The sequence below is a fragment of the Enterococcus sp. E5-162 genome, from assembly GCF_035725965.1.
In the GTDB taxonomy this organism is placed as follows: Bacteria; Bacillota; Bacilli; order Lactobacillales; family Enterococcaceae; genus Enterococcus_B; species Enterococcus_B lactis.
The window spans coordinates 48,551-74,510 of record NZ_JAPRFV010000012.1; the positions used below are offsets into that span (position 1 = coordinate 48,551).

A 25,960-nucleotide genomic window follows, 5' to 3' on the forward strand; every position below is an offset into this window, starting at 1 on the left:
AGGTATAATAAATTTTATTTATATGAGTAATAGAGTCAAAAGAAATTAAAATAGCGGTATTTGTTCTTTTTATATCAACAATCCTTGCTTGATTACTATGCGTATCTCTTATATGCTAAAGAAAGAAAAGTAGAAGATTAAAAGATATGTTAGATAGATAAATAGAATCTCTGAAGAATAAATCACGTGATCGTGACGATAAAGTTCACTTACGTCAGGTGATAAAAAATACATAAGTAGAAAACTAAGAGGAGGAACAGAAAATGAAAGAAGTTCAATTGATCAGAAAAAGTGAACTATCAGAAGGCGGTTGCAATGCATGCGGCGTAGTAGAAGCAACAAGCTATACATTAAAGCTTGGTTCCAACAAAGCGATAATCTCTGAGTTGACAGTAGGCGGTCTTGTGGACAGTCTGGCGCTTGCTGAAGGTTTTATTGGAGAAGATATTTATGAGATGTTTTCAGAAGTCCGTCAGTTAAAAAAAGGGGAAAACTGCATAGAGGTTCATCATGAGAGCCCGAATGTGAGATTTAAACGTGGTGATAATGAGATGATTTTCAATAATCATGTGTCCAATCACACCGAGCTATATGAAATCGTGAATCAAATACTAACTGAGCTTTTTGGATTGGGACCTTATGCGTTCAAGGAAGAAAACGGTAATCCAAAATTAAACGAAGAATGGCAAGAAACGATTGAAACACAAAGAAACAACCCGCACTTATTTCAATAGGCATCCACAGTATTTCGTAAAAGGGACTTTGACACGACTTTTGTCAAAGTCCCATCGTTTTTTATCTATTTGTGTTCTAAACATTTCTTTCAGAGTAGTACAACTGGAATGATTGAAATGTAAACAGATTATTTGCCTGTATCAATACGGAAGAGTAATATAAAATGTGTAAACGCTATCATATTGTTCATTCAATTTTTTATAGAGGGAAGGCATTGAAATGGAAAAAACGTATCAAGCAGGTACAAATGAAGGAATAGTGGATTTTATCAATATGGAAGATTTAGAAATAGCGGCTTCACAAGTGATTCCGGCTGGTGGTTATGGTTACATCAGCAGTGGTGCTGGCGACTTATTTACTTATCAAGAAAATGAACGGGCATTCAATCATCAGCTGATTATTCCTCATATATTAAGAGATGTAGAATTACCCGATACAACTACACATTTTGACGAAGAAACGCTGACTGCACCAATCATCATGGCACCAGTTGCTGCTCATGGCTTAGCTCATGTGAAGGCGGAGAAAGCTTCTGCAAAAGGTGTAGCAGATTTTGGGACGATCTATACAGCAAGTTCTTACGCTTCTTGTACTTTAGAAGAAATAAGAGAAGCAGGCGGGGAGAAAGCACCGCAATGGTTTCAATTTTATATGAGTAAAGATGATGGAATCAATTTGGATATTCTTGAAGTGGCCAAACGCAATGGAGCAAAAGCAATCGTATTGACAGCGGATGCAACAGTTGGCGGAAACCGTGAAACAGACCGCAGAAATGGGTTTACCTTCCCACTGCCAATGCCGATCGTTCAGGCTTATCAATCAGGAGTAGGCCAAACGATGGATGCTGTGTACAAATCTTCTAAACAGAAGCTTAGTCCAAAAGATGTAGAATTTATTGCTGCTCATTCTGATTTGCCAGTCTATGTGAAAGGTGTCCAGTCAGAAGAAGATGTCTATCGTTCATTAGAATCTGGTGCTGGCGGAATCTGGGTATCTAATCATGGTGGCCGTCAACTAGATGGTGGTCCTGCAGCGTTTGATTCGTTGCAATATGTGGCAGAAGCAGTAGATAAACGTGTACCAATCGTGTTTGACAGCGGTGTACGACGCGGACAGCATGTTTTCAAAGCAATCGCATCAGGTGCAGATCTTGTTGCTATTGGCAGACCCGTTATTTATGGATTGTCTTTAGGAGGAAGCACAGGAGTCCGTCAAGTGTTTGATTTCTTTAAAACAGAATTGGAAATGGTCATGCAATTAGCTGGAACGCAAACAGTAGAAGATATCAAAAAAATAAAATTGCGTGAGAATCGTTTTATTTAAGATACAAATGACGAAAACAATAGGAGTGCGGCAGTTGATGCCGTACTCCTATTTATATGGGTCAGAGAAGCATTAATAGAATAAGTTGAAATGAAAAAAAGAAAATTGAAATGTTTTTTCATACTTAATAAAAAAATAAGAATATTCATGTAAACGATTTTATTGCTTTTTTCTCTTTTATACAAAAAGGGTCAGAATTTCAAGTAAGCGGATGAATTCATGAGGATTTTTTGCATGCTGTCTCTACTATACTTAGGTCACTAAGAAAAAGGAGTGATTTATTATGAAAAAGAACGTGATTGGGACATTATTACTTTCAACACTTCTTCTAGGCGGCTTGGCAACCCCAGCTTTTGCTGAAGGTCAAGCAACTTCAAAAGGAGATATTACCTTTACTGAGCCAACAAATACTGTCGTACCCCTTGATCCTACTGATCCTTCTAAACCAGTAGAGCCGGCAGATCCGGAAAATCCAGGAACTGGCCAGACAGGTCCTTTAACACTGGATGTAGTGCCCGAATTGCCGTTTGGTACACACGAGATTGAAAGCGGAACAAAAACATATCAAATAGACGCTTCAAAAAATGATACACCTTATCTTCAAGTATCAGATCGTCGAGGTGTAGGTGCAGACGGGCAAGCGCAAGGATGGAACGTGACAGTTTCGGTTTCAGATTTTGTAAACGGTTCACAAGTTTTGCAAGGGGCTGAATTGGATTTTGGGACATCCACTGTGAAAAGTACCTCAGATAACGAAGCCACTGCACCAACTAGTCAAGCTGTGACTGGATTAAGTAAAGCAAGTGCAGCGACACCAATATTTACAGCAGCAAAAGACCAAGGTCTGGGAACATGGCTTTCTGTTTATGATCCAGCAAATATCACGCTGAAAGTGCCTAAAGCAGCAGCTGGAACATTCACGGCTGATTTGACTTGGAACCTCGTGGCTGGCCCAGTAGCATAGAATATGAAATAAATTCAACAAACTGCGGTGAAAATACTATGGATGAAGAATCTTTTTACCGCAGTTGTTGTTGAAAGGATGTGGTGGACAATGAATCAAAGTAAACGACTGTTTGTTTCGTTTTTTTCTATTTTAAGTCTATTTTTCATTTTTCCGTCAATCAGTCAAGCAGAGGATTCAGCAGGAGACTTTGGGATCAAACCGGTATTTCCAGAGAATCAAATAGATAAAGCAATCGGTTATTTTGATTTATTAGTGGCACCGGAACAAAATCAGACACTGGAAGTAATTATCAGCAATTCTTCAGATCAAGAACGAACATTTGAGGTCTCTGTTAATCCGGCGGTAACGAGTGATGGTGGAACGATCGATTATAGTCAAAAAAATCCAACGCTAGATGGGACTTTGCCGTTTGATGTCCGTGACGTTTTGATCGTTGCGAAAAAGGAAGTCAATGTACCAGCGCATGCTGAAACAACTGTACCTGTAGAAGTAAAAATCCCAGCTAAAAGCTTTAAGGGACGTGTATTAGCGGGTATTCATGTTTCACCTAAAGAAGAAGCTGAAGCAGAAAATGCTACAGAAGGAGCACAAATCAAAAATCGTATTGCTTATAATCTCGCAGTCGTTTTACAAGAAAGTCAAGAGACGATAGAACCGGATCTGAAACTTTTATCAGGAGATTTGAACGAGGTCAATGCAAAGCCCACTGTCCAGCTTCGTTTCCAAAATCCTCAGCCTACGATTATCAGTAATTTGATATTTACGAGCAAGATCTATTATGAAAATCAGCTTTATATTGAAAATACGTCTAATGCATTTTTAGTTGCACCAAATTCGAATTTTCACTTGAATCTTGATTTAGCTGGTGATAAAGCAAAAGCCGGTGATTACCGCGCAGAAATCATAGCAAAATCAGGTGACAGTAATGAATGGCGATTTACACAAAACTTTACGATCAAAAAAGAAAAAGCACAGAAAGTAAATGAAAATTCCGTTTTTGAAGTACAAGAACAATCTTTCCCATGGCTTTATGTAGGATTGGTTGTTGCAGTTCTAGTGTTACTGTTGATTTTGCTGTTTTTGTGGTTCCACAAGAAAAAGAAAAAAGGAGAAACAATACGATGAGGTGATTTCGTTGAAAACATCAATCTTATTAGGAGGGATTATTGCAAGTTTGCTGTTCTTCAGCTGGCAAGAGCCAGTCCAAGCAGATACCAAAAGTTCAGGCACGATTACATTTTATGATCTAAGTCCAGTTCCTCATCCAAGTGGTTCAGTCAATGGCGCCTCAAAACAACAGACACAGCCATCGATTTATAAAGAAGCTAATCAACATGGCGTATTCCCAGAGACGAATGAACAAAGGATCCGTGTTCTTTATTTGATTATTGGTATAGAATTATGGCTTCTTGCGTGGTTGTTGTTATGGAGAAGAAAGGAAAAGGAGGATGAACATGTTGTTACAAAATAAATTTACATTTTTTCGCTCCTTCTTTTTTACTTCGCTTTTTGTTTTAAGTATATTTATCTTTTCACCTTCGGCAGAAGCTGTTGGAGCAACGCCTCCTACCATTTCTTATGATCCGTCCACATACGAAAACATCGTACCTCCAAATGGTGGACGTAGTGCAGTGAATGGCGGGAAGCTTGTCCAACTAACTGGGGCTAACCAGTTGCCTAAATTGACTGCTACTTATTTAAACGATGGTTCAAATGATCCTTGGAAAGGTGGCACGGTCCGTTTTCATTGGGAAAGTCATGTGAAACTAACAAATGTACTTGATTTGGTGAATATCACTGCACAAGGTTTTGCCTTCGTTGCAATCATCAATTTACCGGAACATGTATCAAGCAGTGATGTATTAAAAGCAATTGACTGGAACAACGCCTACTTGTATATTGCCGGTGCCCCCATCAAGGTTACTAGCGGGAGTTTATTATCAGCAGGAAGCCATACCTTACGTTTCGGGATGGGTTCGTGGGATACAAATACTCTCCTGCCAGATATCATCGCTATTATTACGCGAGGCGAGTTCAATGTTGACGATGTCCCGCTTCAATTTGATATTACAGCTAATGTCGCGAAGATGACAGAAAACGGAGATAAATATGATACGAGTCCAAACAAAATTTTGACCAAGGGTAAATTACAACCTTCTATATCTAAAAAAGCTATTTTTTCTGTTGATTTTTATGACTCGAATAATATTATCCAAGATCGTATGTTCAATTCGATCTTAGCTCCAGCTGTAGGTAGATTTTATCCTAAATTAACTGGTGGAAAATTGAATCCAGGAGCGTATGCATTTTCTGCAAGTGCAGAGATAAATACGTGGAATAGTTACATTTCACCAAGTGATTCAACAGGAAAATATAATACATTTGCTGATACTACAGAATACGTGGATGGGAATAACCAGAACCTTCCAGGCTCAACCAATAATCGAACACTAACGATGGGGTTGACTGAAGGACGTTTTGATCAACTACCATCTACTCGCTTTGATCGTGTAGTCAATTATTTTACAGGAAAAAACGTCACACAAGGAGCAGCGCTGACTCATACTCCAGCAAGCACAAGTGGATTGAATCAGTCAACCAATATTGTATATAGTGGGAAAGATGCGCAAGGTGGATTGCTTTCTCCCGTTGCTTTAAAGGTATTGGAGCAGTACAAGCTAGACGGTACGGTTTTACCAACAAACTTAACAGCCGATAGTCAGTGGGGAAAGCTCCTTTCTCCTGCGCCGTACCAAGTCACGGCCAATTGGTCAGCAACTGAATTAAAAACGGGGTCGATCCATTACAGGCTTTATTCGAAAGGGACCCAAAAACTAGCGGCAGGATGGACAGATCAACTTTTCCAAACAATCTCATCAAATAATGGCGGCACAACTACAGCTACTTCTACACTACCTGCACTGGCTTCAGGGCAATATTATTTTGGTTATCGCTTGGTGGACGATGTGCTTACTAACCTGTATCCTTCTTTTGCGTACAAATGGCAGTCTGAGCAAGCGGGAATCACCACTCTACCCCAAATAACAGTGGCTAATTTTCCATCAGTGAGTGCAAACAGCCAGCTAAAAAATCTTAGCAGACAACCGGATGAAGAAACCCCATTATTTGCACTATCAGGGGATACGATACAAGAAAATGTGACATTCACGTTGACAAAATCTGGGGATGCGATCACCGACAAAAAAATCACGATCTCACTTCCAGAAAATACTACTTATATCAATGGTACCTTAAAATTAAATGGTACAACTGTCGCAGATACCGGCGTTCAACAAGGAGTATATGTCCCAGCAGATTTATTGAGCAAAGTCGGCGATACTATTCATCTTACTTACAACTATCAATTAAATACTGTAGATACTTCTGTGCAATCTGTCAGCATATCGACAAAGGCAGCTGTACTTTCTAGCAATATTACATTAGCAGATGGTGTTAAGCTTCCTAATCCAGTTGTCCAAACATCTTCCAAAACAATTCTTGTCCCCAAACAAGAATTGACATTAGTTGATGTACCAGATGATTTTACATTTGGCAACGATCTCCCCAAACCGTTGAAGACAAGTTATTATGAAGCAAAAGGCGATTTTTCTTTTGATGTACGGGATACTCGGCTTCCAAGCACGTCTCCTTGGCAACTGACAGGTACATTGACTTCTTCATTTAAGAATGATCAAGGTCAAGAATTAAGCGGAACAAAATTGTACTTTAATCATGCTGGATCAAAGCAATTGATCCAACAAGGACAAAACACGATGATTTATCAAAGTGATGGCACAGCTAAAGGAGAGGTTCTCGTTGACTTTCCCGATACCGATGGTTTACTCTTAGAGGTAAATAGCAGTACGAACGCTCAACCTGGCGTAAGGTATCAAGGCACGATCACATGGGAACTGTCAGCTGGGCCAATCAGCTAAGTGATCAGAATTTGTATGGATCTGTGACAACTGTCGCAGATCCTCTTTTTCAAGGATGAGAAGGAAACTTCTGCTGTTAAAATCAGAAATGCTTGGAGGAGTGGACTTGGAACTTTTCAGTTTGCTTGAAAAAAATGAACAACGGCAAATCAAACTTTTTCAACTTTTATTAGAGGAAAAAGGAGAGATCTCTGTTAATAACGTACTAGCCCGCTTATCAATCGATCGGTCTACCTTGAAAGAAGATTTATTTTATTTACAAGCTAGTTTAGAAAACATCGAACAACTGGAAATCGTTATCCAAGAAGGATACATTTTATTGATCAGACATGGCAATATAGCAGCTATCGATGTTTATTATCATTGCTATTTGCGCTATTCTACAAAATATCAAATCCTTCTTTATCTGTTAGAATATGGCTCATTTGATCGGCAGAAACTTGTTATGGAACTTAATATCAGTTCGGCTACTTTGTCGCGTAGAGTGAAGGAATTAAATGATTCTTTAAAAGAGTTTCATTTGAAAATAAAAAGCGGGCGTTTGACTGGCCCAGAAAATCAAATCCGCTATTTCTATTTTCAATTATTTTGGTTTGGTCGCCCCTACCTTGAAAATAAAAAAGAATACAGCGATTTATCAGGAAACACTTTTTTAGATCTGCTACAAAAAGAGTTCAGTTTCGCCATTACAGAAGAAGGACGACTGAAATTTGAAATATGGCTTTCCATTATGAAGAAACGGATGCGCTGTACGAAAAAAGCCAAACCAGATTATAGTAATCTTCCTGTTGGATTGTTTCAAACGACACAATTTTTATTGGAGCTTCATACATTTTTGACCCGTTATTTCTTTCAATATGCTTTTCCTTGGGACCAAAACGAAACGTTGGTTTTTTATCTTTTCATGATCAGTAACTTTACATTAGATACACACAATTCACATGTTCAGGAATTTTTGATAAGCGAAAAATACAAAGATGACGTAGTGGCTCAATTGAATCGAACGTTTAAACAATCGATAGAAGAATATTTTTCTTTCTATGTTTTTCCAGAAGAGATTTCGCAAAAGATTGCGTTAACAGTGATGCAAAATCACGCTCATTTTGCCTATTTTAGAGGATGGATGAATATTTTTGGTCAAGAAGGATTGAAACAACGGTTAACTGAAGTAGAAGATAAACAATTCCTTGTTTTATGTGAAAGGCTGGTCAGACAAACATTTGCTATTGTGGATTTTACTGAAGCAGACGAGGAAAATGCCCGTTTTGAATTATTTGCTCGCTATGCATCTATTTTACGAACGCTAATCAAGCAATTGGAATTGCGTTTGCAAATTGCTTATGATCTTCCGTACGAAAGGCTAATGGCGGATATCGTGAAAGAAATCATTCAAGAACAGTTGTTGAATACGATCAAATATGATTTAGTCGAATACGAGAAAGACAAGCAATATGATGTTATTTTGACTAGCCAATTGAAAGAATACCCGTCACAGAAGTCCGCTAAAGTTTTTGTATTTACGAGTAATGAATTTAACTATGATTTTCCCTATTTGAACCAATTTTTAAAAGAATGCTATTTAGAAAAATTGAATTTAAGGATGAATAAAACATGAAAATCGTGATCATTGGTGCTTCCCATGCAGGCATCACCGCTGCCCTAAATATACGCAAACTTCAACCGGAGGCAGAAGTTCTGTTGATCGATGAAAATCACAAAGATGGATTAGGCTATGTTTCAAATGGGATCAATCTTTATTTAAAAGGAAAGATACATAGTTTAGCTGAAGCTGCAAACAACGAGCGGACTCTTCAAGCAAGTGGTGCAAAACTGATCACCGAATGGAGAGTAACTGAACTTGATCCAGACAAGCATCAGCTCATCCTCACTTCTGAGGAAGGAAAAAAAGAAACCCTAACCTATGATAAACTAATCGTGGCAACAGGTTCATCTCTTGCCACTTTATATAAACAAATTGAAGCTGAAAATGTCTACACCTATAAAAATCTAGTGCAATCTAAACAAGTACTTGCCGCTTTGAAAGAAGCAAAAGAAGTAGTGATTTTTGGTGCTGGTTATATTGGGTTAGAATTAGCAGATGCTTTGAGAAATAAGGGACATATGATTCATTTAGTTGATTACATGCCGAATGTTTTATCAAGATATTTCGATAAAGATATGATTGGCAGTTTTCAAAATCAGCTGAAAACCAAGCAAATCAACTTTCATCCAAATGAATTTTTGATTGATTGGAAAAAATCAGGAGAAGAAGTAGTATCCGTACAACTTTTGTCTCAAACACTGAAGGCAGATATCGTCATTTTTTCTGCTCAAACTTGTCCAAATACGTCATTGTTAAAAGACAAAGTGGCATTGTATGAGGACGACACTGTGATGGTCAATGAATACCTGCAGACAAGTGATTCGGATATCTATGCGATTGGCGATATCGTTCCAGTCAGTTTTGACAAAAAAGAACGGCATCTCTTTTTGCCCTTAGTTACTCGAGCTGTACATATGGCGAGAGCGGTAGCGTTGACTTTGTGCGAGCAGCCGACTGCTTATGATCTCAAACAAAAAATAACAGCAACGGTCATTACCGACCACTTTTTAGGAACTGTTGGGTTGACAGAAGACGAAGCACCATTTTTGGAACAAAGTGCCTGTTCTTGTTCAGGAGAGTTTGACCTATTTCCACAATACTATGAAGAAAATAAAACAGTAAATGCAAAGCTGATCTATCATCCAGATACATTAGAAATCATTGGTGGACAGCTGATAAGCAAAGAATTTTTATTATCAGATTTGAACTTGCTTGCTGATATCGTGAAACAAAAAAACACGATTCCACAGTTAGCAGTTGAAAACTTTGGATTTTTGGCTGAATATACCCCACGTTTTCACTATCTCAATGAGTTAGCTTTTAAAGTACTAGCTAAGAGAGCCAATCGCAATAGAGTAGAAAAAAGACCGTGAGAAACATCACGGTCTTTTATTATGTGAAATGCTATTTTTATAATAAAAAAACTGAAAATACTAACTAAAAAGCGTTTAGACATCATAAGGAGAGATAATAAAAAAGCGAAAATGTATTTTGAGCATAATATTCGCCAAAAATTTATCAAGTGATAAAATTATTGTATAAAATAATTATTTCAAGAGGAGGAATTAAATGTTTTTAGCATTAAATGAAATTATGCATTCAAAGTTACGTTACGCATTAGTTGCAGGGGTGATGTTTTTAATCGCCTACTTGGTATTTTTTTTGACCGGGTTAGCTTATGGCTTAGCTCAAGACAATCGAACGGCGGTTGACAAGTGGGAGGCAGATTCGATCGTTCTATCGAAAGATGCAAATTCAAATCTAGGGATGTCCATGATTACTAAGAAGACCGCAGAAGAAGTCGAAGGTGGAAAAGTGGCCTATCTTGCCCAAACTCCAGGAGTCGTGACTAGTAAAGACAGTACAGAAGAAGGAAAAATCAATGTTAGCTTCTTTGGTATCGATAAAGATCAGTTCATCATGCCGAATCTTGTTGAAGGAAAAGCTTTTAATAACGATGATGAGGCAATAGGCGATATTAGCCTGAAGGAAGAATATGGTCTAGCCGTAGGAGATACGGTTAAGTTATCTGGTAGTGATAAGACGTTTAAACTAACTGGTTTTACGGATCATGCCAAGTTTAATGTTTCACCGGTTCTTTATACGACCATCAATGCTTACCAACAAATCCGCTTCGAAAAAGAAGACACAAGTGAGAATGCACGGATCAATGCAATAGTTGTCAGAGGAAAAATCAACGATTTACCTGAAGACTTGGAACAGATCAAAATTTCTAAATTCATCAATGAATTACCTGGATACAATGCACAAGTATTGACTTTTGGGTTTATGATTGGCTTTTTGATTGTTATTGCGGCTATCGTGATCGGGATTTTTATTTATGTACTGACGATGCAAAAAATCAATATCTTTGGTGTAATGAAAGCCCAAGGAATCACGGGAGGATTTATTGCACGCTCTGTAGTGGCACAAACATTCATTTTATCCTTTGTTGGTATTCTTCTTGGTCTAGTGGGAACAGTGGGAACATCTCTTGTTCTACCTGATGCGGTTCCATTCCAAAGCAATTGGCTATTTTTTGGCGTCATTAGCTTGTTGATGTTGGTAGTGGCTGTGTTAGGCGCACTATTTTCTGTTCGGACGATCGTGAAAATCGATCCGCTGAAGGCCATTGGATAAGAAGGAGGAAGAACATGAAAGCAATAGAATTTAAAGAAGTAGAAAAAAGTTTCCAAGATGGCGACCAAGTAGTAAAAGCATTGAAAGAAACAACAATGAGTATCGATAAGGGGGAATTTGTTGCAATCATCGGTCCTTCGGGATCAGGAAAAAGTACCTTTTTGACTTTAGCAGGTGGATTGCAGACACCTAGCAGCGGATCTGTATTTATCAATGATCAGGAATTCAGTAATCAAAAAGAAAGCGAACGTGTTAAACTCCGCTTCAAAGAAATTGGTTTTATCTTGCAAGCATCAAATCTGGTTCCTTTTCTGACAGTAAAAAAGCAGTTATTATTAGTAGATAAAATCAAACATGAACGTCGGCAAAAAGAAGCAAAAGAATTATTTGAGCAGCTTGGCGTAGATAAGCTAATCAACAAGTATCCAGAAGAACTATCTGGTGGTGAAAGACAAAGGGTGGCAATTGCTCGTGCATTGTACAATGATCCGTCTATTATTCTAGCAGATGAACCAACTGCCAGTTTGGATTCAGAAAAGGCAAGAGAAGTAGTCGATATTTTGGCAAAAGAATCAAAAGAAAAAAATAAAGCAACAATCATGGTGACGCACGACACACGGTTGATTGACAAATGCGATAGAATATTTATGATGGAAGATGGTGTATTGAAAGAAAAAGAATAACCAAAAAGTAGGTGGAAAAATGGTCCATCGATACAATAAAGACACGCAACAAAAAATTTTAAAAGAAGCGACTGACTTGTTCATGTCCAAGGGCTATCTTGGTACTTCAACAAGAGAGATCGCACAAAAAGTTGGGATCACCCAGCCCAATCTTTATCACTATTTTAGTGATAAAGAAAAGTTATATACAGCAGTATTAGAAAAGCACTTAGAAGATGTTGGGAAAGCGTTGAGAGAAATCGTCCAAACAAGCGAAACGACATTTCAAGTGATGTTGACAAAAATGGCTCAATTTTTGATTGAGACGCATCTTGTTGATTTATTTCTGATGCTTCACGACCTTGAAAGCAATCTTTCCAATGAAACGAGAGATTATCTTTTCTTTCTATGGAAGAAAAATTATCGTGAACCATTTGAAGAAATTTTTTCAACAAACCAATCCGTGTTAAGAAGTGGGATTTCCAAAGAAATTGCAGCAAGGCATTTTTTCTTAGTGTTGGCACCGTACATCACTCGATCAAAAAGACCTGTAGAAGAACCGTTGAATGTGGAACAATTGATTGATTTATATTTGAATGGTGTATTAGGACAAACATAAAGCTGTTATATGTGGAGAAAAATAGTTAGGTAAAGAAACAAGATATGACGAAAATCGTTGTATCTTGTTTCTTTTTTATACGGCTAGGTTTTCATGTATAAAACTTTGTTATTCTCTCATAATTATCAAGGGATATTTTATTTATTATTTCATTCTAATTGAATCGTTATCAAAAGGGATTTAACCAAAAAGTAGTTTTTGTTTACTTATAAATAACGTAAACAATATAAAAGAAAACGTTTGCAAACAGAATTCCAGAATGTTACTATTTAGTTGTAATTATAAAGTCAATGTTTCTGGTGCGTTTGTTCTGTCGGTGATCTAGGAGGTGTTTTTATTTAATAACACAAATAATTAATTATTTGTAGAATGAAAGAAACTATTTATTTGGTGGATGAATCATAACGAATAGACAAAAGGAGGTTTCAAAATATGTCAAAAATGAAAAAAATCAGTTTAGCCGTAATGTTATTTTCATCGGTGATGTCTGTCACATCTCCGTTATTAGGACAAAAAGACTCTGTCTATGCCGAAGAAACAGCTCAAGTTGTTCAAGCAAAAGAATACCGGAATGTCATGTATTATGGAGATTGGTCCATCTGGGATGGTGAAGGGAAATTTCTTCCTCAAGATATTCCAGCGGATCAGCTAACACATTTGAACTTTGCCTTTTTAGATTTTGATAGCGAGGGGAATCTGACATTTACAGATGCAGATGCTGCTGTAGGTGCATCTTTAGAACAACCTGGCGTAGGATGGAACACACCAAGTTCTGGGATTTTGAATGCAATCCAAGATTTACGCGGCAAAAATAAAAATCTAAAAATAGGCGTATCTTTAGGCGGATGGTCAAAATCAGGAGACTTTTCAGAAGTGGCAGCTGATCCAGTAAAACGTAAAAATCTAGTAGAAAATATCACGAAATTTATTAAGTATACCAATATGGATTTTGTCGATGTCGATTGGGAATATCCAGCTGATGTCCGTCAGCCAGATCTAGTAGATAATGTAAACGATGAAGGAACACCACATGCCAAACCGGAAGACAAAGAGAATTACATCACGCTTTTAAAAGAGATTCGCGAGTCAATTGATCAACAAGGAGAAAAGTTAGGGAAAACATATGAATTATCTGTAGCGCTTCCTTCTTCCAGAGAAAAATTAAATGATGGGATTGACATTCCTAAATTATTCTCTGTGGTCGATTTTGCCAATATCATGACCTATGATTTGAATGGGGCATGGAGTCCCAACAGTGCTCACCATACGGCACTATATGGCAATCCAGCTGATCCTAATTATGAAGAAGGTCTTTCTGTCGATCAGACAGTCAAATTTTTACAAAAAGAAGGAGCTCCTTCCGACAAAATCGTGATTGGTGCAGCTTTTTATACACGCGGCTGGCATGAGGTAGAAAGCGGGGATAACAAAGAGCTACCTGGTTTGTTCCAATCAGCAAAAGCAAGTAACCAAGATGCCGATCAAACACCTTCTTACGGTGCCAAAAACAAAAACGATCTCGTTTCAGGAAATGGTGGTAGAGCTGGCGGCGTCTGGCCTTATCGGAATATCGCTGATTTGATTGATCAAACAGCAGACTTAAAAGAATATTGGGATGATGTAGCGAAAGCACCTTATATGTACAGTAAAACAACAGGAGAATTCTTTACTTATGACAATGTCAAATCTGTCAGCTACAAAGCAGAATATGTAAAAGAAAATGAATTAGGTGGAGTAATCTCCTGGATGCAATTACAAGATAAGGAAACCAACAGTAGTAAGAGAGACGAGCTGACTAATGCGATCAAACAAGGATTATTCGGTGACGAAAAACTGTCAGAACAAGAAATAGTTTCCTCCCCGTTAGCGATTGATGTGGATATTTCTACTTATAGTGAATATGGTGCGAATGGTTATAACATCACTATCAAGAACAACGAGCAGCTTAACGAAACTTCTAGTGTATTGAGTGCAGTGGAATTAGCCCAAGAAACAATCAAATTCCCTAAACTGTATATTCCAATCCACTCAGCTGAAAGTCTAAGTGTCGGAGATTACAAAGCTGGAACAGTAACGATAGAAAATGGGTATGTCGTGATTGATTTAGCTTCTGTATATGATGGTAAACATATCGAGCCAGATGCTTCTTATGAATTTAGATTAAGATCAAGTGATGAAAATCCAACAGTCGATCGAATTGGCCATATTGCGTTAGTCCAAAGAATCGGAGATGAAGGAGCGGAAATCAATCGGCAAGTCATCTATGGAAAAGAACTGATACCGGATCCATCCGATACGCAGCCCCTATCTGTACCCGAAAATCTAGCTGTTTCAGATATTCAAGGAACACAAGTTACTTTGAGTTGGGAAGAATCAACAGACAATAATCAGGTGGCAGGTTATTACATCTATCGTGATGGTCAGCGTGTAGCACAAACAACTCATACTCGATATACAGATACAGGTTTGGAGACAAATACACCGTACACTTATACAGTCAGTGCATTTGACGCTTCTGGAAATGTATCTGAGAAAAGCTTGCCGATAACGATCACAACGGAAAGCGAAGACCCTGCTCCAGGATATGAAGAATGGAATCCAGAAAAAGCTTATGTCAAGGGAGACATCGTCACTTATCAAGGGAAAGTTTATCAGGCAAAGTGGTGGAATCAAGGAGAAGAACCAGGTTCTAATGAGTGGGGCGCATGGGAACTGATTGGTTAAATTTGCTGTTTATTTGAAAACACGGGGCTGTGACAAAATGTTTGTCGCAGCTCCTTTTTTGCGTACTTAAGCTGATTTTAAGTTTTGCCCCTTAGTCTGAATCTACGAGGTGAGAGTCAAACATGAAAAAAATAATTGGAGCTTTTGTATGTGCAATCATTATCATTATTATCTGTTTTCGAATAGATGTTTTTGGTCAAAAAAAGATAGTTGAACAAACGGTCAACAGTACGAACAGCACGGTTACAAAGACAAAGAAATCATCTGATGACACAGAACAAGAGACATTAGTCAAAATCGGAAAAAATGACCGTACACTATATACAGATGACTCGCTAACGACCCCATTAGCAACTATAAACGGCGGAGAACTGACGGAGTTTCTTTCCGAAACAAAAAATGCTTATCAGATTAAGACTAATGATGGCTATACTGGATATTTAGCCCTCGTAGATGGAACCAAAGTCACAAAGAATATACAAACAAAACCGAAAGAGTTATCTGATGCAGTGATTGTATTAGATCCTGGGCATGGCGGAAATGATACTGGGGCATTAAGCAATGATGAACAAACAGAAGAAAAGGATATAACATTAAGTACAGCCATAAAAGTAAAAAAGGCGCTAGAGGATGCTGGAGCAACGGTTTATTTGACCCACACTACAGATGAATTAGTACAGCTTGGAGATATATGCGACTACAGTGAAGAAAAAAAGGCAGATGTCTTTATCAGTTTACACGCAGACTCTACGGAATATGCGAATGAAGCAACTGGGATCACGACATATTATTACTATGGACAAGAGGAAACATTAGCACAAACAATCGCTGATTTCTTCACTGATCTGCCTCTGGATTCAAGAGGAATCTCCACTGGGAACTATCAAGTTCTTCGAGAAAATCTTCAACCTTCTATTTTAATCGAGATGGGTTATATGAATAATGATAGTGATTTAGAGGAATTAGTAACAGACAGTTATCAGCAGCAAATCGCTGCAAGTTTGACACAAGCATTGACCACCTATTTTCAGCAATAAATAAGGAAAGAGGTTGTGACAGAAGTGGTCAGCTTCAAGAAATAAGAAGGAATTGACGAAATTTGCTTCTCAAATTTTTGTGAAATTTCGGCTTATTTTTCGAAGAAGCTACTTCTGGAACACCGTTTAAGGAAAGAGGTTGTGAAAAAGCTGTCCTGCATCAAGTAATAAGAACAGCCAAACAAAAATAGCTCCTCCTATTTTTCGTTTGGTTGGACTTATTACCGCAGATGCAAGTTTTTGAACACCATTTATTTTTTTAGTAGATTCAACGCTTTTTCTGTATTGGCAAAGTGAAGTTTGGCATATTTTTCAAGCATAGGCATGCCGCCTTTTTCTAATAGTTTTGCCGCTATTTGATCAGATTTCGTTCCAGCTCCTGAGGGAAGGGTGATTCCAGCTTCAGCTGATGCTTTGTCTAACTCTTCTAAAAAGCTAGCACGACTGATGATAGAAGCAGCAGCAACAGCTAAATGATATTGTTCACCTTTAGTAACGAAGTACAGTTTTTCTAGCAAGTGATTTTTTTCTAAACGCGCATATTTTTTAAAATTTGCTTCTGGCGTAAACTGATCGATCAAAATCGCTTCTGGTTTTTCTGGTGCGATTTTTTTTAGCAGCAAATGGATTGCTTGATTATGCAAAGCGACTTTCATCCGAACGGCATTGTATTTTGGCTGGATCTCATTGTATTTTTCTGGGGGCAAGACAAGTAGTTTGTAAGGGATAGTTTCTTTTAAGATACCAGCAAGTTGGATGATTTGGCTATCTTTTAACTCTTTTGAATCTCGAACACCAAGTTTACGTAATTCTGCAAGCTGATCACGTTTCACATAAGCAGCACATACTGTTAGTGGACCGAAATAGCTACCATTTCCGACTTCATCGCTGCCTAAAACGGATAATTGACTGATATTTTTTGGCAAAGAAGAGACCGTTCTTGCTGGTTTGGCCTGTTTATCCTGTGCCTGTCCCCAGCGCTGAGCTTCCGTTTCTGCGTTTGCCCCTTGGAACATCACTTTTCCTGATGTGTAAGCAGTGATGGTCGTCCCGTCTTTTTTTGCAGCAAAGATAGTATAAGGAATCTGTTTATTTAACAAATAAGAGCGATAGTATGCTTTCATTTGACTAAGTTGGTCGTTCGTTGCTTTGATAATGACGTTGCTCATAAAATTCTCCTCGTTTTTATACATAAATCTATACCGCAACTCCTGACTTTTCGTTTTCTAAGAGGTTGCGAGACATAGCATTTTTTTAAAGTTTATCATATAATAGTTAAGTATGTGAAAAATATTTGTGGAGAACGGTGAAAGAACCAACTTCATGGTACACTAAATAAAACTTTCATCAAATAGGAGGAAATGATTCGTATGGCGCACGAAAAAACACGCTACAAAGCAGTGATTGCCAACCAAACATATACTATTATCGGACGGGAAACCAAGCATCATATGGATATCGTAACGAAGCTGATTAATGAGCAGTTAGCAGAATTGAAACAATTATCACCACAAATGGATAATGAACAAGCAGCGATCTTGATGGCTGTCAATGCGCTTTCGGATCAATTGAAGAAACAAGAAAGAATCTTGGAACTAGAAGAAGAAACAGCAGAATTAAAGAAAAAAATGATCAAATTTACAGAGCTTGAAAATCGCGTAAAACGCATGGAAGCAATCGAGAATGAAGCTCGAGAAGTACTGAAAGAAAATGGACAAGCAGATTATACTATTAAAAATCATGTGGAAGCACAACAGATTTTAAATGAAAAACGAAAAGGACAAATCAAACAAAAATCTTCTAATTAAGATCCTTTTATTAAAATAAGAAAAATTTAAAAAAGTTAGAAGAGAAAGGAACGTAGCATGCTGAGTTTGCTGATTTTATTTTTATTGCTAATTGCGTTTTTTTCTGGAGCACGTCGCGGGTTTGCTTTACAAGTCATATTCGCAATCGGATATGTGTTGTCATTTATTGCTGCCCAGCATTTTTACAAACCATTAGCAAGTCATTTGGAATTATACATTCCATACCCAGCTGTCACCCCGACATCAAAGTTAGCATTTTTTGATCAAGTATTTGCCTTTCACCTAGATGAAGCTTTTTATGCAGGAACGGCTTTTCTGATCATTTTGCTGATTGGCTGGCTGATCACCCGATTTGTGGGGGTCTTTGTCCATGGATTGACATATGTGCCAATCTTGAAACAGGTAGACTGGATTGCAGGAGGTATCCTGTCACTAATCATGGCTTACGTTACTATATTTTTGATTTTGCAGTTACTTGCCTTTGTTCCATTAGATGTGGTCCAAAACCAATTCGGCGAGCATAGTTTCGCTCGTCTTATCGTTGAGAGAACGCCCTTTCTTACCAACAAGATGTATGAGCTTTGGGTAACGAATATTTTGAATTAAGGAAAATAGGGCTAGAAAAATATTTTTTTAGAAAAACTTTTACAAGAATGTTTTGTTTTTTGTACACAGTAGTTTATTTAAGAAGGCTGCGCAACGTATGTCCGGCACAGCCCTTTTTTCATAGTGAAAGATAAGGTGATAAAATGAATAACCGAATCCTTGAAACATTGGAATTTGAAAAAGTCAAACAGATGGTCAAACAATTTGTAGTGACTGCACAAGGAAAAGAAGAACTGGCAGAATTGGTACCAGTGAGCGAGAAACAAACGATCACAGAATGGCTTCAAGAAACTGAGGATGGGTTGAAAGTACAACGTCTGCGAGGCGGGGTTCCTATACCAAAACTTGAAAATATCCGCCCTCATATGAAACGGATCGAAATCGGGGCAGATTTGAATGGAGTGGAGCTTGCACAAGTTTCCAGAGTGTTATCTACGACAAGTGAATTGCATCGGTTCATTGATGATCTTTCTGACAGTGAAATCGAATTTGCGCGTTTGTATATGTGGGCAGATCAGCTAGTCACGATTCCTGTTTTAAGTCGTCGTTTAAAGGAAGCAATTGATGAAGACGGACGCGTGACCGACGATGCTTCTCCTGAGCTAAAAATCATAAGACAGAACATTCGTCGAAGTGAACAAGCTGTTCGTGAACAGTTAGACGGAATCGTCCGTGGGAAGAATGCAAAATATTTGAGCGATGCAATCATCACCATGCGAAATGACCGCTACGTTATCCCAGTCAAACAAGAATACCGCGGTGTATTTGGCGGTGTAGTTCACGATCAAAGTGCTTCAGGACAGACTTTATTTATTGAACCAAAACAAGTGGTGGATTTGAATAATCGTTTGCGTCAATACCAAATCGCTGAACGAAATGAGATTCAACGTATTTTAAGTGAACTTTCTGCAGAACTTGTTCCACATCGTCAAGAAATCATCCACAATGCTTATGTGATTGGTAAAATGGATCTGATGAATGCAAAAGCACGATTTGGTAAAGAAGTAAAAGCCATCGTGCCGGGAATCAGTGAAGACAATCATGTCGTCTTGAAACAAGCAAGACATCCGCTGATTGATCAGGAAAAAGTAGTTCCTAATGACATCGCAATTGGAAAAGACTATCAAGCCATCGTCATTACAGGACCTAATACAGGTGGGAAAACGATCACGTTGAAGACTTTAGGTCTGTTACAGCTGATGGGGCAAGCAGGGTTGCCGATTCCTGTAGGAGAAGAAAGCCAAATCGGTATTTTTGAAGAAGTATTTGCGGATATAGGTGACGAACAATCGATTGAGCAAAGTCTATCGACCTTTTCTTCTCATATGACGAACACTGTAGATATTTTATCAAAAGTCAATGAAAAAAGTCTGGTACTATTTGACGAGCTTGGTGCAGGAACAGATCCACAAGAAGGTGCTGCTCTAGCCATCGCAATCTTAGATGATCTTGGTAAAAAGTCTGCTTATGTGATGGCAACTACGCACTATCCTGAATTGAAAGTTTATGGATACAATCGGGCAAATACGATTAATGCCAGCATGGAGTTCGATGTGGATACACTAAGTCCAACGTATCGTTTACTGATTGGTGTGCCTGGACGAAGCAATGCATTTGAAATCTCCAGTCGATTAGGCCTTGATACAGATGTTATTAATGAAGCAAAGCAGTTGATGAATGATGAGAGCCAAGATTTAAATGAAATGATCACAGATTTAGAGAATCGCCGGAAAATGGCAGAGACCGAATATCTGGAAATGCGACATTTTGTTTCTGAGGCACAAGAACTTCATCATGATTTGAAAGAAGCTTACAGCTATTTCTTTGAAGAACGTGAAAAAGAAATAGAGAAAGCAAAGAAAAAAGCAAATGAAGTCGTGTCAGAGGCGGAAGAAAAAGCAGAAAAAATCATTGCTGATATTCGTAAAATGCAACAGCAGATCGGGCAAGGAAATGTGAAAGAGCATCAGTTGATCGATGCAAAGACCCAATTAGCAAATCTACATCAAGAAGAAACTTTGAAGAAAAATAAAGTATTGAAGAAGGCGAAAGAACAAAAAATATTGAAACCGGGAGACGAAGTGTTGGTTACGACTTACGGTCAAAGAGGGACGCTTTTACGTAAAAACGGGAATCAGTGGCAAGTAGAAATCGGCATACTAAAAATGAATGTGTCCGAAGACGAACTGACGCCTGTTGCTCCTCAAAAAGAGCCGACACAACGAGTTGTCCATGCTGTACGTTCTGAATCTAGCAGTCATGTGCCGAATCAATTGGACCTTCGAGGAAAACGTTATGAGGAAGCGCTAAGTGAAGTAGATCAGTATTTGGATTCTGCTATCCTAGCAGGTTATCCTCAAGTGACTATTGTCCACGGAAAAGGAACAGGCGCACTTCGCAAGGGAATTACTGATTATCTTAAAAACCATCGGAGCGTCAAAAGCTTTGAGTTTGCACCGGCAAATCAAGGCGGAAATGGTGCGACAATTGTTAAATTTAAGTAAAACTTACTAAAGGTAAGCAGATGGTTCGCTATCCAAGGATAGAAATGCTATACTGGTCATAGATTTTAAAAATGGAGGTCTTTGATATGTCACAAGTAATTACAGATAAGACATTTAACGAAGAAACAGACAAAGGACTTGTATTAATTGATTTTTGGGCAACTTGGTGTGGTCCATGTCGTATGCAAGCACCGATTTTGGATCAATTGGAACAAGAATATGATGAAGAAGAATTCAGAATTGCTAAAATGGATGTGGATGAAAACCCAGAAACTCCTCAACAATTCGGAATCATGAGTATTCCAACATTAATGTTGAAAAAAGATGGTCAAGTAGTAGAAAAAGCTGTTGGTGTTCATTCAAAAGAACAACTACGTCAAATGATCGATCAATATTTATAAAAGCTTAAAGCAAAAATAAGCTGAGGATGGGACTGAATTCAGTTCCGTCCTCGGTTTTTTTGCGGTTGAGTTAAGGTTATTCAAATTAACATTTTTTGAGTATAATTACGTTGTCAGGCTGGATTGTTTTTTTGACAGACATGCTATAATAACTTTAATTGAATATGAAGGGGAGTACCAGATGAACGAACGAATCAAAAACAAACTAGCTTTACTTCCTGATCAGCCCGGCTGTTACTTGATGAAAGATAAAAATGGAACGATCATTTATGTCGGAAAAGCCAAAATATTGAAAAATCGCGTCCGCTCATATTTTACTGGCAGCCATAATACGAAAACGGAACGGCTTGTTAGTGAAATTGAAGACTTTGAATACATCGTTACAGAATCGAATATCGAAGCATTGCTCTTAGAAATCAATCTGATAAAGAAAAATGATCCTAAATACAATATTATGTTAAAGGATGATAAAACTTATCCTTTCCTTAAGATAACGAATGAAAAATATCCCCGTTTGGTGATTACTCGCAAAGTACTAAAAGACAAAGCACTGTATTTTGGACCATATCCTGATGTCGGTGCGGCGAATGAGACAAAGAAGATTCTCGACCGATTATTTCCTCTGAGAAAATGCAAACCTAGTCAGACAAAGGAGCCTTGTCTTTACTATCATTTGGGGCAATGTCTGTGTCCTTATTATTTCGATGTAGATCCGAAAGTCTATACGAAAATCGTTGATGAAGTGAAAAACTTTTTAAACGGAGGACACGAAAAAATCGAGTCAGAGATCCATCGGAAAATGGAAAAAGCTGCTGAAAACACGGAATTTGAAAAAGCTGCAGAATACCGAGACCAGATCCGTGCTATCGAAACAATCATGACTCGCCAAAAAATGACAAATACTGATTTACTGGATCGAGATGTATTTGGTTATGCGATTGATAAAGGCTGGATGTGTGTCCAAGTGTTTTTTGTAAGACAAGGAAAGTTAATTGAACGAGATGTTTCAATGTTTCCTTTCTATAACGAAGCAGAAGAAGATTTTTTGACTTATATTGGCCAGTTTTATCAGGAAAATGAACATTTCATTCCTAAAGAAGTCTTGATTCCTGATACGATCGACAAACCAAGTGTAGAAGCTTTGTTGGATACGAAAGTTCTACAACCAAAACGAGGCGAAAAGAAAAAATTAGTGGAATTGGCGAATAAGAATGCCTCAGTTGCTTTGAATGAACGATTTGATTTGATTGCTAGAAAGCAGGAGCGGACGATCGGAGCAGTTGAACGTTTAGGAAACGCAATGAATATCCCGACCCCAATACGCATCGAATCTTTTGATAACTCCAATATCATGGGGACGAATCCTGTGGCTGCGATGGTCGTATTCATTGATGGAAAACCAGCAAGAAAAGAATATCGGAAATACAAAATAAAAACAGTCAACGGACCGGATGATTATGCATCGATGAGAGAAGTCATCTATCGCAGATATTCACGAGTGATTCGTGAAGGGTTGCCTTTACCTGATTTAATCTTGATTGATGGAGGAAAAGGACAAGTCGATGTAGCAAAAGATGTCTTAGAAAATCAATTAGGAATCGATATTCCTATTGCTGGTATGGCAAAAAACGATAAACATAAAACAAATGAGTTGCTATTCGGTACAGATTTGGCTGTAGTACCACTTGAGCGAAATTCACCTGAGTTTTTCTTGCTCCAGAGGGTCCAAGATGAAGTCCATCGATTCGCGATTACTTTCCATCGGCAGCTGCGTAGTAAAAACAGTTTTGCTTCCCGATTAGATGAAATCGAAGGGCTAGGACCGAAACGAAAAAAAATGTTGCTTAAAGAGTTCAAATCATTGAAAAATATCACAGCAGCTACGATAGAAGAATTACAAGAAATCGGACTACCGAAAAATGTCGCACAAAACGTATTTGATAAATTACATCAGGAATGAGAAAAGGGCACTTTACAAAGAAAGTAAAGTGTCCTATCATTTTATTTACAACAACAAGAGAGTATACGTTTTGTTGGTAAATAATAAATCGCTTACATCTGGTGTTTTAGGATATATGGATTTATTGAAGAAGGAGTGAAGAAATGTTAGAAGTCAAGAATCTTGTTAAAACTTTTGGGAACTACACAGCTGTCGATCATGTCTCTTTCCAAATCCCAGACGGAAAAATCATGGGGCTGATTGGTCAAAACGGTGCTGGGAAGACAACGACTTTTCGTTTGATCTTGGATTTTTTGACACAAGACCAAGGAGAAGTGTTATGGAATGGTCATCATCTTGGGGAGAAAGATTATGATATCATCGGTTATCTTCCAGAAGAACGAGGACTTTATCCAAAAGTAACGATTCAAGACCAACTGCTTTATTTTGCAGAACTTAGAGGGAAATCAAGAAAAGAAATTGAACCAAAAATCGATTTTTGGATGAAAAAATTTCAGGTAAAAGGGAAAAAGACGGATAAAGTAAAATCTTTGTCTAAAGGGAATCAGCAAAAAGTCCAGCTCATCGCCACATTGATTCATGAACCTAAATTGATCATTTTGGATGAACCATTTAGCGGGTTAGATCCGGTAAACGCGGAATTACTGAAAGATGGAATATTGGAATTGAAGAAACATGGTTCGTGTGTCATTTTTTCTAGCCATAATATGGATAATGTAGAAAAAATCTGTGATCATTTGATCATGCTACGAAACGGAAAAATGGTTTTGAATGGAAAAGTCCATGAGATCCGTGAATCATTTGGCCGTACGAAGTTATTCTTGGAATCTGGGTTAAGCCAACAGGAAGTAGAAGAAATCGAAGGCGTGAAAAAAGTGATCCTTCGTGAGGATAATACGTTAGAGATTACATTAGAAGATCCTGAAGCAGGGAAAGAAATCTTTACTCGTGCGACTCAATTCGGCTATATTCCTATGTTCAACCAGCAGCCGCCAACTTTGGAAGAGATTTTCAAATTGAAAGCAGGTGAAATCGATGCGTAAGTTTTGGATTATTACCAAAGATGTCTATTTAAAAAATGTCAAGTCGATTTCTTTCTTGATTATGATATTAGTCCCTTTCATCATGCTAGGTATTATTTATGTAGCAGGAAACTTTGCCCAGCAAAATAGTGATGTCAATAAAATCGGCGTATTGGCTGATAATGAGCAAATCAGTCAGCAAATGAGCCAAGTCAAAACAGATGATTTTGAGTTCAAAGCAGTGGATTCTGAAGAAAACGCACAAAAAGACCTTTCGGAAGAAAAAATTGATGCTTATTTAGTAGTCTCAACTGATAAAGATAAAGTAAATGGGACGCTTTATAGTGAAAATTCATTGGGACAAAGTACACAACTGCTGATACAACAACAATTGACAGGCTTGCAATCGATGCTTCGAGCAAGCGAATTAGGTATTTCTCCAGAAGAAGTAGCAAGTTTGAGCCAACAGGCAAGTTTGACTCGACAAAAAGTCAACTTTGATTCAAAAGGAAAAATGTCGGTAGGAGAAGATAATTCGACAGTCCAATATGTTGTCAGCTATGTGGCGACGATTGTCTTGTTCATTATCATTCTGACTTATGCACAAATCATTGCACAAGAGATTGCTTCTGAAAAAGGCACGCGGATCATGGAAGTGATCCTGTCCAGTACGACTGCACAAAAGCATTTTTACGGGAAACTAACTGGTGTTTTGCTTGTTGCATTAACGCAAATGGCATTATACGGCATTATTTTTGGTGTAGGATACAATCAATTCAAAGATATGGAAATGGTCAAGAATATATTGGATGGTATCTCATTAGATAATTTGATTGGACCATTCTTGTGGTATTCTCTTCTATTTATGATCTTTGGCATTTTGATTTTTTCTGTTTTGGCAGCTTTATGTGGCTCTTTGGTCAACAAAGCAGAAGATACAGCAAAAGCAATCTTGCCAGTGACTTATTTATCTTTAGGCGGATACATGCTTGGGTTGATATTAGGTGCGTCAGATCCAAATAATATCGTTATTCGAATCACTTCGTATATTCCATTTTTATCTTCCTATATTATGCCGGTTCGCTTGGCAAATGAGACAGTCGGTATGGGTGGAGCATTGATTTCCTTGTTGGTACTTGTAGCCGTGACATTCTTATTGATGATTTTGTCTGCAAACATGTACAAATCGAATGTACTCGTGTATAGCGAAGGCGGATTATGGAGTTCATTGAAACAATCGATTTCAATTATGAGAAATGAACGAAAAAAAGCATAAAATATAAAAAAATATAGAAGGAAGCTGGACATTTATTGTTCTCAGCTCCTTTTTTGTATAGACCTATTTCTATTTTTTTATTATATTTGATATATATCCATTGAAAATAGTGTATAACAACTTTATAATATTGAGTAT

The 25,960-nt window shown here is 37.9% G+C and carries 21 protein-coding genes; 20 read left to right on the plus strand and 1 reads right to left on the minus strand.

The genetic code is table 11. From position 1 onward, the window contains the following. Positions 1-263: 263 nt before the first annotated feature. From OZZ83_RS11750 to OZZ83_RS11810, 13 genes are all read left to right on the plus strand, one after another. Entirely contained in the window at positions 264-734 is a 471-nt protein-coding gene (locus OZZ83_RS11750) for a DUF4809 family protein (protein ID WP_002308485.1), read from the plus strand. Positions 735-954: 220 nt separating this feature from the next. Next, positions 955-2,058, plus strand: a complete 1,104-nt coding sequence (locus OZZ83_RS11755; protein ID WP_002308487.1) for an alpha-hydroxy-acid oxidizing protein — start codon at positions 955-957, stop codon at positions 2,056-2,058. 283 nt (positions 2,059-2,341) lie between these two features. Continuing rightward, positions 2,342-3,022 (plus strand): WxL domain-containing protein, encoded by a 681-nt coding sequence (locus tag OZZ83_RS11760; RefSeq protein ID WP_123856996.1) that lies wholly within the window; start codon positions 2,342-2,344, stop codon positions 3,020-3,022. 90 nt (positions 3,023-3,112) lie between these two features. Then, a complete protein-coding gene (locus OZZ83_RS11765; RefSeq protein ID WP_002345284.1) occupies positions 3,113-4,150 on the plus strand; it encodes a DUF916 and DUF3324 domain-containing protein in 1,038 nt (345 codons plus the stop codon). A gap of 10 nt (positions 4,151-4,160) precedes the next feature. Further along, positions 4,161-4,496 (plus strand): hypothetical protein, encoded by a 336-nt coding sequence (locus OZZ83_RS11770; RefSeq protein ID WP_002308491.1) that lies wholly within the window; start codon positions 4,161-4,163, stop codon positions 4,494-4,496. After that, positions 4,480-6,960 (plus strand): WxL domain-containing protein, encoded by a 2,481-nt coding sequence (locus OZZ83_RS11775; RefSeq protein WP_278023368.1) that lies wholly within the window; start codon positions 4,480-4,482, stop codon positions 6,958-6,960. Before OZZ83_RS11770 ends, OZZ83_RS11775 begins: the two co-directional genes overlap by 17 nt. A gap of 55 nt (positions 6,961-7,015) precedes the next feature. After that, a complete protein-coding gene (locus OZZ83_RS11780) occupies positions 7,016-8,575 on the plus strand; it encodes a helix-turn-helix domain-containing protein (RefSeq protein ID WP_002308495.1) in 1,560 nt (519 codons plus the stop codon). Continuing rightward, the gene (locus OZZ83_RS11785) at positions 8,572-9,936 is read left to right on the plus strand and encodes an NAD(P)/FAD-dependent oxidoreductase (protein WP_002313464.1); all 1,365 of its coding nucleotides are present in this window, start codon (positions 8,572-8,574) and stop codon (positions 9,934-9,936) included. Before OZZ83_RS11780 ends, OZZ83_RS11785 begins: the two co-directional genes overlap by 4 nt. Before the next feature lie 196 nt (positions 9,937-10,132). Beyond that, a complete protein-coding gene (locus OZZ83_RS11790) occupies positions 10,133-11,203 on the plus strand; it encodes an ABC transporter permease (protein WP_002308498.1) in 1,071 nt (356 codons plus the stop codon). A gap of 14 nt (positions 11,204-11,217) precedes the next feature. Next, positions 11,218-11,886 (plus strand): ABC transporter ATP-binding protein, encoded by a 669-nt coding sequence (locus OZZ83_RS11795; RefSeq protein ID WP_002308499.1) that lies wholly within the window; start codon positions 11,218-11,220, stop codon positions 11,884-11,886. Between the two features lie 19 nt (positions 11,887-11,905). Further along, positions 11,906-12,484: a TetR/AcrR family transcriptional regulator gene (locus tag OZZ83_RS11800; protein WP_002308501.1), complete on the plus strand. Its 579-nt coding sequence runs from the start codon at positions 11,906-11,908 to the stop codon at positions 12,482-12,484. A gap of 432 nt (positions 12,485-12,916) precedes the next feature. Continuing rightward, complete coding sequence (locus OZZ83_RS11805) at positions 12,917-15,208, plus strand: glycosyl hydrolase family 18 protein (RefSeq protein WP_278023367.1); 2,292 nt, start codon at positions 12,917-12,919, stop codon at positions 15,206-15,208. Positions 15,209-15,330: 122 nt separating this feature from the next. Beyond that, the gene (locus tag OZZ83_RS11810) at positions 15,331-16,245 is read left to right on the plus strand and encodes an N-acetylmuramoyl-L-alanine amidase family protein (protein ID WP_278023366.1); all 915 of its coding nucleotides are present in this window, start codon (positions 15,331-15,333) and stop codon (positions 16,243-16,245) included. A 251-nt stretch (positions 16,246-16,496) separates the two neighbouring features. On the opposite strand, the gene rnhC is transcribed toward OZZ83_RS11810, so the two are convergent. Next, a complete protein-coding gene (rnhC, locus tag OZZ83_RS11815; RefSeq protein ID WP_325066069.1) occupies positions 16,497-17,414 on the minus strand; it encodes a ribonuclease HIII in 918 nt (305 codons plus the stop codon). A 201-nt stretch (positions 17,415-17,615) separates the two neighbouring features. Here rnhC and zapA point away from each other — a divergent pair, with 201 nt between their 5' ends. From zapA to OZZ83_RS11850, 7 genes are all read left to right on the plus strand, one after another. Next, positions 17,616-18,053, plus strand: a complete 438-nt coding sequence (zapA, locus tag OZZ83_RS11820; RefSeq protein WP_002290800.1) for a cell division protein ZapA — start codon at positions 17,616-17,618, stop codon at positions 18,051-18,053. A gap of 57 nt (positions 18,054-18,110) precedes the next feature. After that, on the plus strand, positions 18,111-18,659 hold the full coding sequence (locus tag OZZ83_RS11825) for a CvpA family protein (protein ID WP_002313467.1): 549 nt from the start codon (positions 18,111-18,113) through the stop codon (positions 18,657-18,659). Positions 18,660-18,802: 143 nt separating this feature from the next. Then, positions 18,803-21,163: an endonuclease MutS2 gene (locus OZZ83_RS11830; RefSeq protein WP_002316435.1), complete on the plus strand. Its 2,361-nt coding sequence runs from the start codon at positions 18,803-18,805 to the stop codon at positions 21,161-21,163. An 86-nt stretch (positions 21,164-21,249) separates the two neighbouring features. Further along, positions 21,250-21,564: a thioredoxin gene (gene trxA, locus OZZ83_RS11835; protein ID WP_002290803.1), complete on the plus strand. Its 315-nt coding sequence runs from the start codon at positions 21,250-21,252 to the stop codon at positions 21,562-21,564. Positions 21,565-21,745: 181 nt separating this feature from the next. Then, the gene (gene uvrC / locus OZZ83_RS11840; protein WP_002345280.1) at positions 21,746-23,524 is read left to right on the plus strand and encodes an excinuclease ABC subunit UvrC; all 1,779 of its coding nucleotides are present in this window, start codon (positions 21,746-21,748) and stop codon (positions 23,522-23,524) included. A 143-nt stretch (positions 23,525-23,667) separates the two neighbouring features. Next, positions 23,668-24,567 (plus strand): ABC transporter ATP-binding protein, encoded by a 900-nt coding sequence (locus tag OZZ83_RS11845; protein ID WP_002313470.1) that lies wholly within the window; start codon positions 23,668-23,670, stop codon positions 24,565-24,567. Continuing rightward, the gene (locus OZZ83_RS11850; RefSeq protein WP_002308517.1) at positions 24,560-25,822 is read left to right on the plus strand and encodes an ABC transporter permease; all 1,263 of its coding nucleotides are present in this window, start codon (positions 24,560-24,562) and stop codon (positions 25,820-25,822) included. Before OZZ83_RS11845 ends, OZZ83_RS11850 begins: the two co-directional genes overlap by 8 nt. The last annotated feature ends 138 nt before the right edge of the window (positions 25,823-25,960 follow it).

Excerpts from the sequence above, each read along its gene's own strand:
- OZZ83_RS11750 (WP_002308485.1), top strand. The coding sequence starts at position 264 with ATGAAAGAAGTTCAATTGATCAGAAAAAGTGAACTATCAGAAGGCGGT.
- OZZ83_RS11755 (WP_002308487.1), top strand. The coding sequence starts at position 955 with ATGGAAAAAACGTATCAAGCAGGTACAAATGAAGGAATAGTGGATTTT.
- OZZ83_RS11760 (WP_123856996.1), top strand. The coding sequence starts at position 2,342 with ATGAAAAAGAACGTGATTGGGACATTATTACTTTCAACACTTCTTCTA.
- OZZ83_RS11765 (WP_002345284.1), top strand. The coding sequence starts at position 3,113 with ATGAATCAAAGTAAACGACTGTTTGTTTCGTTTTTTTCTATTTTAAGT.
- OZZ83_RS11775 (WP_278023368.1), top strand. The coding sequence starts at position 4,480 with ATGTTGTTACAAAATAAATTTACATTTTTTCGCTCCTTCTTTTTTACT.
- OZZ83_RS11780 (WP_002308495.1), top strand. The coding sequence starts at position 7,016 with ATGAGAAGGAAACTTCTGCTGTTAAAATCAGAAATGCTTGGAGGAGTG.
- OZZ83_RS11785 (WP_002313464.1), top strand. The coding sequence starts at position 8,572 with ATGAAAATCGTGATCATTGGTGCTTCCCATGCAGGCATCACCGCTGCC.
- OZZ83_RS11790 (WP_002308498.1), top strand. The coding sequence starts at position 10,133 with ATGTTTTTAGCATTAAATGAAATTATGCATTCAAAGTTACGTTACGCA.
- OZZ83_RS11795 (WP_002308499.1), top strand. The coding sequence starts at position 11,218 with ATGAAAGCAATAGAATTTAAAGAAGTAGAAAAAAGTTTCCAAGATGGC.
- OZZ83_RS11800 (WP_002308501.1), top strand. The coding sequence starts at position 11,906 with ATGGTCCATCGATACAATAAAGACACGCAACAAAAAATTTTAAAAGAA.
- OZZ83_RS11805 (WP_278023367.1), top strand. The coding sequence starts at position 12,917 with ATGTCAAAAATGAAAAAAATCAGTTTAGCCGTAATGTTATTTTCATCG.
- OZZ83_RS11810 (WP_278023366.1), top strand. The coding sequence starts at position 15,331 with ATGAAAAAAATAATTGGAGCTTTTGTATGTGCAATCATTATCATTATT.
- rnhC (WP_325066069.1), bottom strand. The coding sequence starts at position 17,414 with ATGAGCAACGTCATTATCAAAGCAACGAACGACCAACTTAGTCAAATG.
- zapA (WP_002290800.1), top strand. The coding sequence starts at position 17,616 with ATGGCGCACGAAAAAACACGCTACAAAGCAGTGATTGCCAACCAAACA.
- OZZ83_RS11825 (WP_002313467.1), top strand. The coding sequence starts at position 18,111 with ATGCTGAGTTTGCTGATTTTATTTTTATTGCTAATTGCGTTTTTTTCT.
- OZZ83_RS11830 (WP_002316435.1), top strand. The coding sequence starts at position 18,803 with ATGAATAACCGAATCCTTGAAACATTGGAATTTGAAAAAGTCAAACAG.
- trxA (WP_002290803.1), top strand. The coding sequence starts at position 21,250 with ATGTCACAAGTAATTACAGATAAGACATTTAACGAAGAAACAGACAAA.
- uvrC (WP_002345280.1), top strand. The coding sequence starts at position 21,746 with ATGAACGAACGAATCAAAAACAAACTAGCTTTACTTCCTGATCAGCCC.
- OZZ83_RS11845 (WP_002313470.1), top strand. The coding sequence starts at position 23,668 with ATGTTAGAAGTCAAGAATCTTGTTAAAACTTTTGGGAACTACACAGCT.
- OZZ83_RS11850 (WP_002308517.1), top strand. The coding sequence starts at position 24,560 with ATGCGTAAGTTTTGGATTATTACCAAAGATGTCTATTTAAAAAATGTC.